Origin of the sequence: Aneurinibacillus danicus (assembly GCF_007991215.1) — a bacterium.
GTDB lineage: Bacteria > Bacillota > Bacilli > Aneurinibacillales > Aneurinibacillaceae > Aneurinibacillus > Aneurinibacillus danicus.
In genome coordinates this window covers 29898-45428 of the sequence record NZ_BJXX01000120.1, presented here as the reverse complement: position 1 = coordinate 45428, position 15531 = coordinate 29898, and the positions used below count along the sequence as shown (strand labels likewise).

The window sequence follows — 15531 nt, the reverse complement described above, 5'->3', positions numbered from 1 at the left end:
CGGATAGTCGCGGCCCAGCTCCGCGGACACCTTCTCAAGCGCCTCGTTAATCGCTTTCATATTTTGTTCCTCGGCAAAGTTGGTAAACGGTTCTGGACGATATGGAATCACATTACATTCCTCCTTAAAGTTCATATCGTTGGTGTATCATTCTATAATAAAATGATGGATGTTCCGCACTGCTATTTTTACATTGCAAAGTGTGTGCCAATTTTGCATCCGCTTTCTTTTTGATTTTCTGAATAAGAAATCGTCAAATAACTGTAAATATATATACAAATTTGTAAAAACACCTTTTTAAATCTATACAAATATGTAAACACACCGATAGATTGATATGCAGGCTCTTCGTAAATTTCCCTATAGAGGTAACAACTTTCTTTCTTAATGGCAACCTGCTATACTAAAGTGTACATGTTTTAGTTCGGTTTGAAAGAAGGTCGCTTTCATGGCAAGAATACTGATCTCAGGGTACTACGGATTCGACAACGCCGGGGACGACACGGTGCTGTACGGAATCATCTCTTCACTTACCAAACATATACCGGACGCAGAGCTCGCCGTTTTATCGAATACGCCCGCCGAAACACAGGCCCTATTCGGCATTCCGGCATTTAACCGCTGGCGGATGAGTTCCATCGTCAATCAACTGCAAAAATCCGACCTTCTTGTCATGGGAGGCGGCAGCCTGCTTCAGGATGCGACAAGCCCGCGCAGCGTAATCTACTATCTTGGCATCGTCATGATGGCCAAAATGCTTGGTAAACCCGTAATTTTCTATGCTCAAGGCATTGGACCTATTAGCAAATCGATCAGCAAACAGCTTATCCGCATGATCGTTAACCGTGTCGACGTTATTACTGTACGTGACGAGCAATCAGGCGAGGATTTGAAATCATTAGGCGTTCATCAAGCGCCCATTTACGTAACGGCCGACCCGGCAGTGACGATTAATCCGAATCAGGTTGATATTTCATTCGGTCAGAGCATCATTCGCAAGTATAAACCGGGTTCAACCAAACCTGTCATGGCTATCTCGGTGCGTGCGTGGAAAAATGAACAAGATTACAAGGCTGTCATTGCCCAATTTGCGGATGAAGCGCTGCGTCAAGGATGGGAAATATTTTTCCTGCCTATGCAGAATCCGGCCGACCTCGCCCCTTCGCTCGATATCATCAAGCAAATGAAGGAACCGGGGGCCGTCGTCATCGAAGAGAAAATGAATTTTAAGCAAATATTCAGCTTTATCGGCGCGTCCCAATTTGTGCTGGGCATGCGGCTCCATTCCGTTATTCTGGCGGCAGTGATGAGCATTCCATTCGCCGGCATCTCCTATGATCCGAAGATGGATCGTTTTGTGCAGCGCCTCGGCATGAGATCCGCCGGACATATTAAAGATTTACGCTATGAATCGCTTCTGGCTAATGTGGAACCGGTGCTAAACGATTTGCCTGGCACCCGTGAAAAGATTCGGCGTAATATCGGCGCACTCGTACATGAAGCGGAGAAAAGCAGCCACCTGGCTGTCGAGTTGCTTGAACGCAGCAAGCGAAAAAAACGTTAAGTAAAACTTTGTCGAATAAAGACTCGAAATTGCACTTCTTTTGCCTATTTGCCACTAGTTTTGTAAGGCAGGAAGGAAGTTGTCCCGGAAATAAAGAATTCCCCCTTCACATGGATTTTTCTACCTGTGAAGGGGGAATTCTTTTGAAAAAGTATGACCAGGCTAATGTGCAGATCCTATTTGATTTGTTTTCGTGGAAAAAACGGGCCGGCGAAATTGTTCGTTTTGAAATTACGGAACGCGATCGTTACTGGGTTATTTCTTTCATCTCGTACAGTATGACGTCTTCATATGAACATACGTTTGCCAGCTTTACCGGCGATAGCCATGATGAACTGTATACCTGGGCCCTTACTCTTCTGACCGATTTCACTTTGAGACTTGATAAAAACGAAGCGTCTTTGTTAGCCCCTCTTGCAGCGAGTACCGAGGCTTCCACCCAAGCTTTTCTGTAGCGCTTGTATTATCAAGGTAGCTGTGCATGATATCGCCTTCGCGCGGCGCCTCATACTTGACAGCCAGTTTGCTGCCCAGCGCTTCTTCCATCAGCGCAATGAGCTGGTTTACGCTTGTTTTTTGGTTCGTACTGATATTAAGAATTTCATTGTCTCCCCCGGCCAGGGCCATAATATTGGCTCTGGCTACATCCTGTACATACACGAAGTCCCGCGTTTGCTCCCCGTCGCCGAAGACGGTTAATTCCTGTCCGGCCAGGGCCCGGTCAACAAAGATGGACACTACACCGCCTTCTCCCTTCGGATCCTGTCTCTCTCCATACACGTTTGCATAGCGGAATGCCGTATAGTTCAACCCGTATAAATGATGGTATGCATTCAGATAAAACTCAGGCACATATTTCGAGATGCCGTATGGTGATAACGGCTGCTTCGGATGCACTTCATCAATGCCCATATACTGCGGTTCTCCGTATACCGCCGCTGATGATGCGTACACCACTTTGCGCACGCCATGCCTGCGGGCTGCTTCCAGCAGATTCACCGTACCGATGATATTCGTCGTTGCATCTCCTATCGGATCTTTTAGTGATATCGGAACAGAACTCTGCGCTGCCTGGTGGATAATAAAATCAGGCATCTCCTGTCGAATTACACGTTCCACATCCGGCGATGCGATATTCATTTCGTAAAACGAAGCATACGGATTTACCTGCCCCTTCTTTCCCGTTGATAAATCGTCAATAACACTTACCTCATATCCGGCTTCGAGCGCCTGATCCACAATATGAGACCCAACAAAGCCGGCTCCGCCTGTTACTAAAACTTTCATTTCCTGCTATCCCCTTTTTCTTTTAACTATCTTCCCGGCAAAACGTTCGATAATACGCAGCGCGAGCGGTTCACGAAACAGTACCAACACAGCAAAGAAAAGGCCCGCGCCTGCTGCAATCAAGAAAAGAATATACATTTTTTGCATCCAAACTCCATGAAACGATACGAATGCTGTAGCCATATACAAAACCGCACCCATCACGGCTGCTCCTATTACAGTCTTCAGAGCGGTCACCCAGAACGTCCGCTGAATAAACGGTCCGATATGCTTGCGCAGGAAATAGCTCAACACCAGCATATTAACCAATGATCCGGTCGTCGTACCAAGCGCCACGCCTCCATGACTAAGATATGTCATAAACATAAGGCTGGATAAAATATTAGCCAGAATACCGACTACGGCGGCAATTACAGTCAACTTCGTATTCTCCATCGCATAAAATGCGCGGGTTAACAAATCGCGGGCCGCAAAGAAGAATAGTCCCAATCCCATATATAGAAGCGCAGTCGCCGTCAGATCAATGGACGTTAAATCAAACTCCCCGTCAGGGCCCGTATAGAAAAGAAGCGAAACAATTTCATCCGGGACGACAATCATTGCCACGATAACCGGTACCATCAGGATAAATAAATATTGCATCCCTTCGGTAATGGATTGCTTCATTCGGCCCATCTCACCTTTGGTAAAATATTCAACAAGATAAGGATAAATCGGAAGCGTAAACGCTGCAACAAAAATCGCCGTCGGAAGCTGATATACGATATTGGCATATCCAAGTGCCGCTACCCTTCCTTCCCCTAAACCGGAAGCGAGCACCGGATAAATAAACGTATATACCTGCGTAATCAAAGAGCCGAGCATAATCGGGATGAAACGCTCTCCGATTTTTTTCATCTCCGTGTCATTCCATCTGAAATCCGGTGCAAGCGAATACCGCTCTTTTTTCAACGCATATATCATAGACAATGCCGCAAACAAAAAGCCGAGCGTCGTGCCCATAGCCACACCATAAATTCCGTAAAATGGAACGAGCAGCGGATATGCCGTGCATACGATCAGCGAATTCACAACCGTGCTCAGCTGCGGGATAAAAAATTGCTGATGTGCATTAAGCGTAGCCTGAAACACACCGATGAGCGCGATGAAAACGGCGGACGGCCACATCCACTGCAGAAGCTTCGCTCCCATCTCCAGCTGTGCCGCCCGCTGTTCGGGAGTAATCGCTTCTGAACCGTTCTGCATAAAGGTCATCAACTGGATAATCTCACGTGAAAACAGCATACCGATGGCCATTATCACAAAATAAATCGATACCGTTACGGTCATCATTTTCCGGAACAGCACCTGTGCTTCTTCCCTGTTCCCGTTCACTAGCATGCTTTTAATAGAAGGAACGAAGATTGCGTTCAGCGCCCCCGGAACAAATAAAAATATCATGCTCGGAATCGCAAAGGCATACCGGTAGGCATCCACTTCGAAGCTTGTTCCGAAACTATCGGCCAAAAGCGTCTCGCGCAGCAGGCCGACCACCCGCCCCACAAGCGTTACAATCATAATCACAACGGCCGATCGAAGTACGGTTTGTGCCATATGTATATAATCTCCTTACTACCCAACGATAATCTATCTGAATAGTCCCTGTGTAAAAACACGGCTTCTTTCATACTATACCTGAAATAAGAAAAATCAACCCTCTTACATTGAACATACCGGTAAAGATGCGATATAATTGTTACGATTTCATCGTTTAGCATCATACGTTTTTTAGTTGCTCTAGGGTCAGGAAGTGAACAGAGGATGTCTAAAATGAAAATATTGCATGCAATCGGCGGAGGCGAGTTTGGCGGCGCAGAGCAACATATTCTCGAATTGCTTGAAATTCTGTCCAGACACGCGGTCGACCCTGTCGTTGTGTGTTTCTATAACTCCACTTTTGCCGAAGAATTACGAAAACGAAACATTCGCGTCATCGTGCTGGATACATACGGTCGTTTTGATTTCCGGCTTGTGAAGGGACTTACCCGCGTATTCCAGGAGGAGAAGCCTGAGCTTATTCATTCCCATGGCGTAAAAGCAAACTTTTTCTGTCGTCTCGCCGCACGCTCCCTTCCTCGTGTACCTATCGTGACGACGATACACAGCGTGCTGCGCTACGATTACCCGAATCCGCTGGCCTACTTCCTCGCCTCTCGTATGGAACTGTGGACACGCAAGTGGAACGATCACTATATCGCCATCTCGAATTCCATTAAACAATCTCTTGAATCAGACGGGGTGAAATCACAAGACATTACGCTTATTCACCACGGCATTCCTATCGAGGAATTTAAGACGGAGGATGCGCCTGAAGAGATTCGCCGTTCGCTCGGACTTCCCGCCGATGCGTTCGTCATCGGCACGGTCTCCCGCCTTGTCGCGGTCAAAGGGTTGACGGATTTGATGCAAGCGTTTATCCTGCTTGCAGAGGAACATCCCCGTGTTCACTGGTTGGTTATCGGAGACGGTCCGGAGAAAGGGCCGCTTGAGAATATGGCCAAGGAGGCCGGCATAAGCGATCGCGTACATTTTGCGGGATTCCGTCAGGATGTGCCGCGCTGCCTGCATGCGATGGATTTGTTCATCAGCCCTTCCTACTCGGAGGGTCTTGGCCTCTCCCTGCTCGAAGCAATGGCTGCCAAGAAGCCGGTTATCTCTACAATGGTCGGAGGCATTGCCGATTTTTTGGTCGATTATCTGAACGGACTGGTGATTCCAACGAAGAATCCCGAAGAGATTAAGCAGAATATCGTGATTCTAATGGAAGACGAAGACTTGCGCATGAAGCTTGCCGAGGCCGGGTACCGTACCGTGAAGGAAGAATACACGCTCACGCATATGGCGATGAAAACGAAAGAGCTCTATCGACAGCTCATTCGTGCAAATACGAAGTAAACCCGCTTGCGAAGCGGGTTTTTTCATTTGCCCGGGGTCTGTTGTACGAAAAATGCTTGTATGGTATTCTAGGAAAGGTTATGCTAGAAGGAATTTTTTTGCGAGATGAATATAGGAGGAACAGGATTCCATGAAAATGATTGATCAAAAAGGAAGAATTTTTGGCGTCATTAACATTCTCGATTTATTTCTGATTCTGCTCTTAATCGGTGCCCTGATTTTTGCCGGGATTAAGTTTACGCAGGGCGATGAAGTAGTTTCAGGACCAAGAACGCAGAAAGAAGTAACGTACGTGCTGTATAACAGCGCTGAGCATCCCTTTGTTGTCGATCAAATTAAAAAGGGCGATGTTTTGAGAAACAAAGATAATAATGCCAAAATCGGCGAGGTCGTGTCCATTAAGAAACAGCCGGGCAAGGTTGCTGTAACGACCGCGGACGGACGCATGGTTATGTCCGACGTACCTGAGAAGTATTCCGTCTACATTACCGTAAAAACAAAAGCCAGCGTCTCAGGCGAAACCGCGGTCGGTGAAGACGGCAGTGCGCTGCTTACAGGAAGCAAGGTATCCGTTAAAGGACCGAAATACCTGATTGAAACGCTCATATCCGAAGTTAATTTAGGTGATAAGTGATGAATCAGCGCTCTTTTTCTTTCACGTTAAAAGATGCGCTCATTACCCTGTTGCTTATCGGAGCGGCATTCATTATCGCGTTAAAAGCGTCCATGGCAGGCAAATTGGTAATGCCGCACAAAGAAATGACCGTAACGGTTGCCATCGAAGGCCAATTGCCTTCTTTCCACAAATCAATCCGACCGGGAGATAAAATCTTCCAAAAAGGAGCGCTTCAGCCATTCGGTGAAGTCACAGCGGTCAAAGCGGTACCTGCAAAAAAATATCTTCCGGATACAACGACAGGAAAATACAGGCTTGCATCGTTCAAAGGTGAAGAAGACGTGTATCTAACGATAAAATCTTCCGGGTTTATTTCATTACACGGAAGCCCGATTATCGATAATACGTTCTTCCATCCGAATCTGTACCTGCCCGCTAAAACGGATCGCGCGGTATTCGCATCCAGGGTAATCAGCGTGGAATAAGAAGGTGAAAATGAATGAAGAAACCGTCGTTTTACGATTGGCTTGCCTATAAAACAGTGGACGGGCTTGTGGCGCTGATGAAGCTATTCTCGGAGCGGGCCGGACAGCATTCCTTGTTGTCCCGCCTAAAAGACCGGTGGCAGAATGTTCAGTGGCAATATGTATTCTGGACATTCTTCATCATGGTTTTTCTGCATGTCTATATTTTATTGTTCATGCAAAAGCTCGTGCTCATTATTGCCCTTGATCTCGTCGCAGCGGGACTCGTGCTGTTCGTAGGCCCGGAACGTCTCTGGCTTGCGATTCGCACAAGCATTCCCGGCAGGCTGCTCGCACAACTGTTCGACGTAAATAAGTAGGGAATCGGGAGTTCGATACCATGACGAAAACACGTCCGTTGATGCTGCTGGTAGCCGCTGCGCTGCTGACCATCGGCATCATCCAATATAAAATAGGAATGGCCGGCGAGTTCGTGCTGATGGGAGCGTTTCTTGCGATTACGCTATACAGGATGGAGTACGGGCTGTATTTGCTCGCTCTGTCTCTTCCCATTCTCACGTACCGCCCGCTGCTGGCTTTAATTCTTCTGTTTGTGCTCGTGCTGTTTGTTACGGCACAGGACTACGATAAACTAAAAGCCAATTTAAAAAACCATCTAAATCTGGCCGTATTCTTATTCCTGGCCATTCTGTTCATAACAGCCCTGACCTCGGCTAATGTGACGGAAAGCTTGATTCAATTTACGCTCTATTACTTTATCAGCTTTCTGCTCTACCTGCTGCTGGTCATGAAGCTGGATTCACGCGAGACGCTGTACCGCTTCATCGTCTGCCTTATTTTATCGGCCAGCCTGGTGTCGATATATGGCGTGTACCAGTATTTCACGCTTCAATTTACGACGGCGGCATGGGTGGACATAAGTCAGAATCCTGAACTCAACAAGCGGATTTACGCCACATTCGAAAATCCGAATCTATTTGTTCAATATCTTATTATGGTTTTGCCGCTAAGTTTCGCTTTGATTTTCTATTCAAAATCGCTTGGTAATCGCGTTCTATTCGCCCTTCAGTTTGGCCTCATCTCACTTGCGGTAGTACTAACGTTCTCCCGCAGCGGATGGGTAGCTCTGTTCGTTGGGATGGCGCTACTAGCAACGATGATTAGCCGTCGTATTCTGATTATGGGGCTTATCATAGCAGCCGTTGGAGTCAACTTCCTGCCGGATACAATTATGGTACGTATTCAATCCATCGCCAATCCGCAATCCGACTCCTCAAGCTTATATCGTCTGCAGATGTGGCCATCGGCATTTGCGATGATTCGGGATTATTGGTTAACGGGGATCGGAGCAGATTTGACAACGTTTAAGAAGGTGTACACTGATTATATGATGCCCGGCATACGCATTAACCATTTCCATAATATTTACCTAATGAATTTTGTAACAGGTGGCATTTTGGCAATTCTGCTACTATTGTATATGTTTTACCAGAGCCTCCGTACAGCTATCGTGAGCTTGTTCATGAACGAAGGCAGGGACAAGTTGCTTTCTTACATTGCCAAGGGAGGCATCGCATCTCTAATTGCAATCGCAATTGCAGGGTTGTTTGAAGATGTGTGGCATCAGTACCGGGTAGATTTCATGTTCTGGATTCTGCTTGCCATTCTATCTGTCGTCTACAACCTCGCCCGCGCAAGGAAGGAGCACGTGCAAGAATGAGAAAAACAAAATCCGTAGCCGAAATCGGCGTATATCCCCCCCCCGCCGGGGGGATTTCTGTTCATGTGGAGCGCCTGTGCGACCGCCTGGAGCAGAAAGAGATTCCGTTCATCATTTATGACGGGAACGGGGAGAACGGCGAGAAAAACCGTGCCGTCGTGCCGATTCCGGAAATCGAAAAATGGTCCTGGAAATATTTTTTTCAAAAAAATGAAGATATTATTCATAATCATTTTTTGCGCTGGCAGATACGCTTTACGCTTTCGCTGCTCAAACTGAAAGGGAAAAAAGTTGTGCATACGGTTCACAGCTTGCGCAATGACGGTGGGCAATTGGGCTTCGTACAGCGAATGATGGTGTACCTGACCGGTATGCTTTCCGATCATTTCATAGCGGTGAGTGAAGAAGTGAAGGAAAAGCTCCTGGAGCTTCGGATTCCGGAGCGGAAAATCTCCGTCATTCCTGCGTTCATTCCCCCGACAACTGACCCGGAAGCCGACTTAAAACGAATTCCTGGTTATGTCCTGGAATTATTCGATCGATGCCCGCAGACCATCGTGGCAAACGGCGGCGTAGGCAACCTGTATAACGGGAACGAGCTGTATGGACTGGATTTGTGCATTGACATGTTCAGCAAGCTGGCGCGTGAAAACAAGCACCTCGGTTTCGTGTACTGCATTACCCACGTGATAGACAATGATTTGCTGGAACGGTATGAGGAACGTATTGCGGCACATGGATTGGAAGAGAGATTTTTGCTTGTGTACGAGAAAATTCCTTTCTACCCGCTCATCCAGAAAGCCTCCCTGTTTGTCCGTCCGACGGTCAGCGACGGGGACGCTATTTCTATTCGCGAGGCGCTGTATCTCGGTACGCCTACCGTGGCCAGCGACGCAATAAAGCGACCGAACGGGGTCGTAACATTCGTAAACCGGGACGCTGAAGACTTCATCAAAGCTTGCCGTGAAGTACTGCATGCACCGCCGCAAAATTTGCTTCAATACAAGGAAGAGCAGGAGCAGTATATCGAACAATTGTTGGAGGTTTTACTATATAGATAACGTTTGATGTTTCAACATTTGTATGGTGGTATGAGCTAAGAGAAAAAGAGGAGGAAAGAAGGAGCGATTCTGGTGAGGGAAAAAGCGATCGCTTTTTTCTACCGTTAGCTCGTTTTTCCCTCTTTTCTTCCTTCACTCTATGAACGAATGTTGGGATAGTAAGTATAGATTTATATAGTCTTAAGCTCTTTTACCAGAAGAGAAAGCCGATGAATGCCTTCCTCCAGTTCTTGAGGTGAAGCATACGCGTAGGAGAGGCGGATGTGATGGCGTTCTTCCGGATGGTAGATGGTGCCCGGGTTAAGAAGAATGCCCTGACGCAACGCTTTATCAAAGAGCCGGGGCATGGAAACATCGGGAATAAGACGCAGCCAGATATAAAACCCGCCGCCGGGTATGTCCCACTCCGCCAATCCTTTCATATGCCTGGAAAGCGCCCCGACGGCTTGTTCTCTGCGCATCCGCAGCTTATCCCGGACCTGCATAACATGTTCTTCATATAAACCGCTCGAAAGCCATTCGTATGCCACCGACTGTGATAACGAGCTGGAACCATAATCGGTCTGCATCTTAATATCGGCCAGCCTCCGGATGACCGGCTCCGGACCGATAAGCCAGCCGATTCGAAGACCTGGACTCAATGTCTTCGATAAGCTCCCCATATATAAAACAAGACCGTTCTTGTCCCCTGCCTTTAACGGAGCCGGGGGCTGCTCATCCAACCAAAGTTCTCCGTATACGTCATCTTCGATTACAGGCAAACGTTCTCGCTCACACGCTGTAAGAAGCTGTTTTCTTGTCTCCTCCTCCATTAACCGTCCTGTCGGATTATGAAAAGAAGGAATCGTATACAAAAGCAAAGCACCTGATTTTTTCTTATAGTGCGAAAGTGTGGTGTCTACGGGTCCGGGAGCATTCATTTCCGGCATGCCAAAAAGCTGTATTCCGGCGGATTGGAATACCCGTACGGAATACAGATAGGAAGGTTTCTCAAGCAGTACGGCCGCGCCTTGAGGAAGCAGGCCTACCGAAATTAAATGCAGCGCTTGAAGCGCTCCCGATACGATCAAAACGGAAGATGGGGATGTCTGGATACCGAGCGATGCAACATGACGGCATACCGCCTGGCGCAGCTCGTATAATCCCTGTGGTTCTTCATACCCGAACGATTTTATCCGTTTCGCCGTCCGGGCCAACACTTCCTTCATCATGGAAGAAGGAAACATATCCGGTGCTATTTCTCCCGTTCCCAGCCGAATGATACCTGGAACGAACTCCTCTTCATTAATACGCTGAATCATGGATAGATTCGGCCTATAAACACCGGACTGAACATACGCATGCCAATCCGGCGGTTTGGCGGAAGCCAGCAGCATCCATGTATTATTGATGACACGTGTACCGCTTCCCCGCTTTCCTTGAATCAACCCTTCCGCAGCCAGCTCGGCAAACGCGGCCGTAACGGTGCTGCGGTTTACACCCAGTTGTTCCGCGAGCGCCCGTTCCGTCGGAATTCGAAACCCGATCGGCCACTCTCCATGCGCAATCTTTTCCTTTATGTACGCAATGATTTGCTTATAGACGGGTGTATCGGCCTCGGGGTTCGGTCTCCATTCACTATTCCTCATCCTCTCTTCCCCCTCGTTCAATGAATCGGACAAATTGGCTGGTATCTCCCCTATTCAATTGGCCGGAGACATCCTTCCAGTAAGGCTCTATAATCAACGTATCATATTTTTTATGTAAATATCTTGATACGGAGGGATATATAATGTTGCAGGCCTTCTTGCACGGCATGGTCCTGGCATTCGGGCTCATTCTGCCGTTGGGAGCACAGAATGTATTCGTATTCTCACAGGGAGCGACGCAACCGTCACTAGTACGGGCACTTCCGGTCATTCTGACAGCCTCGCTGTGCGATACGATTCTGATTGCGCTGGCAGTGCTGGGCGTGTCACTGATTGTACTCACATTCACCTGGCTTAAAACGCTGCTGTTCGCCATCGGTGTCCTCTTTCTGCTTTATATGGGATGGACTACCTGGCACAGCGGTAGCCAAATAAAAAACGGCGAACAGAATAGCCTGCCGCCGAAAAAACAAGTCATGTTCGCCGCTTCGGTATCGTTGTTAAATCCTCATGCCATTCTCGACACCATCGGCGTCATCGGTACAAGTTCCCTGGCGTATACCGGAAGTGAAAAATGGGCGTTTGCCGTCTCCTGCATCCTCATCTCCTATCTCTGGTTCTTCGGTCTTGCCATCGCCGGCCGTACACTTGGTACACTGGACCGGACGGGACGCTGGATGAAAGCAATCAATCGTACCTCCGCCTTGCTCATCTGGGGTGTCGCCTGCGTTCTGGCCGCTCAACTGGTTACCGCTTTGCTGTAAGCAGTTCATCCATCAGCTCCCCGAGCATGCGTGCCTGCACCTGGCGGTTGTAGATTGACAGGTCCCCTTCCTCCGCCCGCCGCAGCATCTCCGCCGCACGGTCCTTCTGTTTGGGGTTCTTCTTCCACTGCTCGTACATAGTAAGGAATGCCCGCTTAATCTCTGCTTTATTAAGCGGGTCAACTACCTGTCCCAGCTCGAATTTACGAATAATCTTCGTCGACTCCCCTTCCACTGACAGGGCGAGAATCGGATGGCCGATTGCCATATATTCATACAGCTTGCCGGGAATATAGACGCCCGACCCCGGTGCAGTATCTCCGATGAGCATGAGGACATCAGCACTTTTCATCATGACAAGCGCTTCCTTGTGCGGCAGGTTCCCCATAATCTCCACCACATCTTCAAGGTTTAACCGGTGCACGCAATCGATATTATCGCTATAGCCCGGATAATCGAACACACCGGCAAAGCGCAATAGAATTTCGTCCCGCTTTATTTCTCCTTCTTCAATCAGCTCTGCCACCGCCTCCAATAGTAGACGAGGATTGCGCTCTTTATAAAAAATGCCCGGATAGGCAAGCGTAAACTTTCCATCCTCCGGCGACTCCGCAATGTCTTTGTAGTCTTCCGGATCGAATCCGTTATGGATAACTTCAATGCGCTGAATCTCTTTGCCGAATTTTTGTTTGAAATTCTCAGCGAACCCGTACGTAACCGTTGTTACCGCATCGGACTCCTTCATGACGCTGCGCTCCATCCGCTCCTCCCATGCTTCGCGCCAGGCCACGCCCGAACGGTGCATATTCTGCGTCCACGGATCACGGAAATCGGCAATCCAGGTAACCCCTGTTTTCCGCTTGATGCTGCGGGCCACGAGGTGGTTAGTGTATGGGCCGGATGTGGAAAACATAACCGGAATGCTATGCTTTTTGATAATCTCAGCTCCCATTTTGGCCGCAAACGGAAGCCAGCCAATCATGTCGTCCGGGATCATCACTGTATTTTTCACTTTTTTAAGCAGCGGCACGATCCGCTGCTTGATGGCCTGCTTTAATCCGCCACCTCCGGCAGGATTGACTGCTGCACTCTTTTGTCCGCCGCTTTGTTTAGGCGCCTCTTTCTGCGTCGGGCGGATCGCCTGGACAAGATTAACCTCTTTGGCCCGGTGTATGATAACATTGGATGGCAGCTGGCGCAGAAGGGATTCATCTTTTGTGGCATGATATGTATGATCTACGGTCAGTACGTGCACTTCCCAGCCGCCTTCAGCCAGGTACCTGGCCATCTTCAGCGCGCGCGGCACGCCGCCTCCGCCAATCGGTGGAAACAGATAGGCCACCAGCAGCATTTTTTTATTCGCCTTCATCCTCTGAAACATCCTTTCATAAGGAAAACGAGACGCCAGATGAGAGAATCTGCGCTGTCTCGTTTTCTCGCCTTCTTGCTATTATGGTTCCCCTTTTTAGATGCGAACAAGCACCGCTTTTTCAGTCACACTGCGCGGCACGCGATTTTTGCCGTCCAGAATGACCGGCTTTTCTTTCATTTGACCAATAATTTCGTTCCAGTCAATCTCAAGGAACTCTTCCTGCACGGTGACATAAACAAGCGCATCGGCGTCTTTAACGGCTTCCTGAAGGCTTGACACTTTATAGTCATACGCGCTCGGAACGGCCGGATCATAGGCGGCAACCGAAGCCCCTGCTTCCTGCAGCAGCTGTACAAGATAGTGCGGCGGACTGATGCGGTCGTCGTTCGAGAAATCTTTCATTGCAAGACCAAGAACGGCTACTTTGCTTCCGCCAAGCGTTTTCCCCTGCTTGTTCAGCTCGTCTTCGACCATCTGTACAAGCACCTCCGGCACACTGTCATTAATCTGACGTGCCGTCTCCAACAGGTGAAGGTTAACGCCGACTTCCTTCGCCTTCGGCAGCAGATAATACAGCGCATTCGGCAGACAGTAACCGCCTACGCCGGGACCCGGTGTAAGCAGGTTGACCCGTGTATGGGTATTGGCAACGCGGATAAGTTCAAATGTATCGATGCCGGCTTTCTCCGCGAAACGGGCGAACTGCTGTACCATCGCGATATTGACGTCACGTTGTACGTTTTCGATAACTTTAGACGTCTCCACAACTTTAATATCGGAGATGGTGACTTCCGCTTCCGTTACAAAAGTCAGCACTTCAAGGGCACGCTGTGCACTTGCCTCGTTAATGCCACCCAGTGCAAGCGGCATGTGAATGAATTCTTCGAATGCGCGGCCTTCCGCAATCCGCTCTGATGCGTACGCAAGATAGAAATCTTCGCCCGCAACAAGCCCGCTCTTCTCAAGCAGCGGTTTAACGAGTTCTTCCGTTGTGCCCGGAATTACTGTGCTGCGCAGAATGACTGTATCCCCTTTTTTCAGCACCTGTGCAAGCGCCTCGCACGCGCCCGTTAAATAATGCATTTCCGGGTCCCCGTCTTTTACCGGAATGCCGACCGTAATGATATAGTGATCGACTTTGGCAGCCGCTTCTTCGTAGCTCGTCGTGGCCATAAAGCGTCCGGCCGCAATCTGCTCCTGCAGAATCTGTGCGAGTGACTTGCCCTCGAAATATTCAAGATGGTGGGATTTTCCTTCATTAATCTCTTTTACAAGTGCTTCACTTACATCAATCCCAACCACGTTTGCCCCTTTGCGGGCATAGCTTAACGACAAAGGCAGGCCAATAAACCCCAGGCCAATGACAGCAATGTTCAACGATTTTTCCATGACTATCTCCTCCGACTTCTCGGTTCAAATCCACACATATAAACGTAACTATTTTAGCACAAACATAAGAAAAGAGCGATTGTTATCCCTCGCTCTTCTTCCTATAACGCTATCGAAATACGGCGAAATATAAAATGCCGGCAAGAATGAACAGCACAGCCAGCGTGGTCAGGATTTTCGCTAATCTGTCCAGCATCTCGACTCCCCCTTGACTCACATCCCGGGCGCTTCTGCCATTATACACTACCCGGTTTTACACGGCAACGAACCGATCTGATCTTCCGCTATTACCTAAGGATGCTTGCACCAATCACATAAGAGACTCCGATAGAGATGACCATCGACAGCAAGCCGACAGCACGATTGTCGGCGGCAATCTCTTCATCCACTTTAAACATCGGAGTTAAAAACTCAAATGTAAAATAGGCAACGAGCAGAAGCAGAAATCCATACGAACTCCAGAGAAGCGTATGACCAATCCCGTCATTGTGCTCGATCGCGTGCCGGATGATATTACAGATACCGAAAATTTTGCCGCCGGTCGCCATGGCGACCGATACGTTGCCGCGTTTAATCTCGTCCCAGTCCTTATAGGTCGTAACCATTTCGAATACGGCCAGGAAGATAATGACCGCAAGCAGTGCCGCCGCAAAATAAGCGGCCGTTAATACATACGGATTCGAAAAAATAACCAATCCGCTCCCTCCTCCA

14 protein-coding genes are annotated in these 15531 nt (G+C 48.5%); 8 read left to right on the top strand and 6 right to left on the bottom strand.

The window, feature by feature from the left end; all coding sequences use genetic code 11:
* Nucleotides 1-448: 448 nt before the first annotated feature.
* Nucleotides 449-1564 (top strand): polysaccharide pyruvyl transferase CsaB, encoded by a 1116-nt coding sequence (csaB, locus tag ADA01nite_RS13250; protein ID WP_146810625.1) that lies wholly within the window; start codon nt 449-451, stop codon nt 1562-1564.
* Between the two features lie 369 nt (nt 1565-1933).
* On the opposite strand, the gene ADA01nite_RS13245 is transcribed toward csaB, so the two are convergent.
* Entirely contained in the window at nt 1934-2851 is a 918-nt protein-coding gene (locus ADA01nite_RS13245; RefSeq protein WP_146810622.1) for an SDR family oxidoreductase, read from the bottom strand.
* A 6-nt stretch (nt 2852-2857) separates the two neighbouring features.
* Nucleotides 2858-4444 (bottom strand): murein biosynthesis integral membrane protein MurJ, encoded by a 1587-nt coding sequence (gene murJ / locus ADA01nite_RS13240; protein WP_146810620.1) that lies wholly within the window; start codon nt 4442-4444, stop codon nt 2858-2860.
* A 216-nt stretch (nt 4445-4660) separates the two neighbouring features.
* Here murJ and ADA01nite_RS13235 point away from each other — a divergent pair, with 216 nt between their 5' ends.
* The 6 genes from ADA01nite_RS13235 to ADA01nite_RS13210 all read left to right on the top strand — a co-directional run bounded on the left by ADA01nite_RS13235 (nt 4661) and on the right by ADA01nite_RS13210 (nt 9667).
* The gene (locus tag ADA01nite_RS13235; protein WP_170230278.1) at nt 4661-5785 is read left to right on the top strand and encodes a glycosyltransferase; all 1125 of its coding nucleotides are present in this window, start codon (nt 4661-4663) and stop codon (nt 5783-5785) included.
* A gap of 130 nt (nt 5786-5915) precedes the next feature.
* The gene (locus ADA01nite_RS13230) at nt 5916-6419 is read left to right on the top strand and encodes a DUF4330 domain-containing protein (protein WP_146810613.1); all 504 of its coding nucleotides are present in this window, start codon (nt 5916-5918) and stop codon (nt 6417-6419) included.
* Complete coding sequence (locus tag ADA01nite_RS13225) at nt 6419-6886, top strand: DUF4330 family protein (RefSeq protein WP_146810611.1); 468 nt, start codon at nt 6419-6421, stop codon at nt 6884-6886. The genes ADA01nite_RS13230 and ADA01nite_RS13225 overlap by 1 nt, the downstream gene beginning before the upstream one ends.
* Nucleotides 6887-6900: 14 nt before the next feature.
* A complete protein-coding gene (locus ADA01nite_RS13220; protein ID WP_146810609.1) occupies nt 6901-7245 on the top strand; it encodes a hypothetical protein in 345 nt (114 codons plus the stop codon).
* A gap of 20 nt (nt 7246-7265) precedes the next feature.
* Nucleotides 7266-8606: an O-antigen ligase family protein gene (locus tag ADA01nite_RS13215; RefSeq protein ID WP_146810607.1), complete on the top strand. Its 1341-nt coding sequence runs from the start codon at nt 7266-7268 to the stop codon at nt 8604-8606.
* Complete coding sequence (locus tag ADA01nite_RS13210; protein WP_146810605.1) at nt 8603-9667, top strand: glycosyltransferase family 4 protein; 1065 nt, start codon at nt 8603-8605, stop codon at nt 9665-9667. The genes ADA01nite_RS13215 and ADA01nite_RS13210 overlap by 4 nt, the downstream gene beginning before the upstream one ends.
* A 170-nt stretch (nt 9668-9837) precedes the next feature.
* Here ADA01nite_RS13210 and ADA01nite_RS13205 read toward each other — a convergent pair whose 3' ends face one another.
* Nucleotides 9838-11295 carry an aminotransferase-like domain-containing protein gene (locus ADA01nite_RS13205; RefSeq protein ID WP_146810603.1) on the bottom strand — a complete coding sequence of 486 codons (1458 nt, stop codon included), beginning with the start codon at nt 11293-11295 and terminating at the stop codon, nt 9838-9840.
* A 143-nt stretch (nt 11296-11438) separates the two neighbouring features.
* Here ADA01nite_RS13205 and ADA01nite_RS13200 point away from each other — a divergent pair, with 143 nt between their 5' ends.
* Nucleotides 11439-12059, top strand: coding sequence for a LysE/ArgO family amino acid transporter (locus ADA01nite_RS13200; RefSeq protein ID WP_146810601.1), 621 nt, complete (start codon nt 11439-11441; stop codon nt 12057-12059).
* On the opposite strand, the gene ADA01nite_RS13195 is transcribed toward ADA01nite_RS13200, so the two are convergent.
* The 3 genes from ADA01nite_RS13195 to ADA01nite_RS13185 form a co-directional block, all read right to left on the bottom strand.
* Entirely contained in the window at nt 12043-13428 is a 1386-nt protein-coding gene (locus ADA01nite_RS13195; RefSeq protein ID WP_146810599.1) for a glycosyltransferase family 4 protein, read from the bottom strand. The two genes, ADA01nite_RS13200 and ADA01nite_RS13195, sit on opposite strands and share 17 nt — an antisense overlap.
* 96 nt (nt 13429-13524) lie before the next feature.
* Nucleotides 13525-14820: a nucleotide sugar dehydrogenase gene (locus ADA01nite_RS13190; RefSeq protein WP_146810597.1), complete on the bottom strand. Its 1296-nt coding sequence runs from the start codon at nt 14818-14820 to the stop codon at nt 13525-13527.
* 287 nt (nt 14821-15107) lie between these two features.
* Nucleotides 15108-15515 carry a DUF350 domain-containing protein gene (locus ADA01nite_RS13185; RefSeq protein WP_246147333.1) on the bottom strand — a complete coding sequence of 136 codons (408 nt, stop codon included), beginning with the start codon at nt 15513-15515 and terminating at the stop codon, nt 15108-15110.
* Between the last annotated feature and the right edge of the window lie 16 nt (nt 15516-15531).

What these genes read in the sequence shown, in the direction of transcription:
- ADA01nite_RS13210 (WP_146810605.1), top strand. Translation starts at nt 8,603, where the DNA reads ATGAGAAAAACAAAATCCGTAGCCGAAATCGGCGTATATCCCCCCCCC.
- murJ (WP_146810620.1), bottom strand. Translation starts at nt 4,444, where the DNA reads ATGGCACAAACCGTACTTCGATCGGCCGTTGTGATTATGATTGTAACG.
- ADA01nite_RS13225 (WP_146810611.1), top strand. Translation starts at nt 6,419, where the DNA reads ATGAATCAGCGCTCTTTTTCTTTCACGTTAAAAGATGCGCTCATTACC.
- ADA01nite_RS13230 (WP_146810613.1), top strand. Translation starts at nt 5,916, where the DNA reads ATGAAAATGATTGATCAAAAAGGAAGAATTTTTGGCGTCATTAACATT.
- ADA01nite_RS13215 (WP_146810607.1), top strand. Translation starts at nt 7,266, where the DNA reads ATGACGAAAACACGTCCGTTGATGCTGCTGGTAGCCGCTGCGCTGCTG.
- csaB (WP_146810625.1), top strand. Translation starts at nt 449, where the DNA reads ATGGCAAGAATACTGATCTCAGGGTACTACGGATTCGACAACGCCGGG.
- ADA01nite_RS13205 (WP_146810603.1), bottom strand. Translation starts at nt 11,295, where the DNA reads ATGAGGAATAGTGAATGGAGACCGAACCCCGAGGCCGATACACCCGTC.
- ADA01nite_RS13195 (WP_146810599.1), bottom strand. Translation starts at nt 13,428, where the DNA reads ATGAAGGCGAATAAAAAAATGCTGCTGGTGGCCTATCTGTTTCCACCG.
- ADA01nite_RS13235 (WP_170230278.1), top strand. Translation starts at nt 4,661, where the DNA reads ATGAAAATATTGCATGCAATCGGCGGAGGCGAGTTTGGCGGCGCAGAG.
- ADA01nite_RS13220 (WP_146810609.1), top strand. Translation starts at nt 6,901, where the DNA reads ATGAAGAAACCGTCGTTTTACGATTGGCTTGCCTATAAAACAGTGGAC.
- ADA01nite_RS13200 (WP_146810601.1), top strand. Translation starts at nt 11,439, where the DNA reads ATGTTGCAGGCCTTCTTGCACGGCATGGTCCTGGCATTCGGGCTCATT.
- ADA01nite_RS13245 (WP_146810622.1), bottom strand. Translation starts at nt 2,851, where the DNA reads ATGAAAGTTTTAGTAACAGGCGGAGCCGGCTTTGTTGGGTCTCATATT.
- ADA01nite_RS13190 (WP_146810597.1), bottom strand. Translation starts at nt 14,820, where the DNA reads ATGGAAAAATCGTTGAACATTGCTGTCATTGGCCTGGGGTTTATTGGC.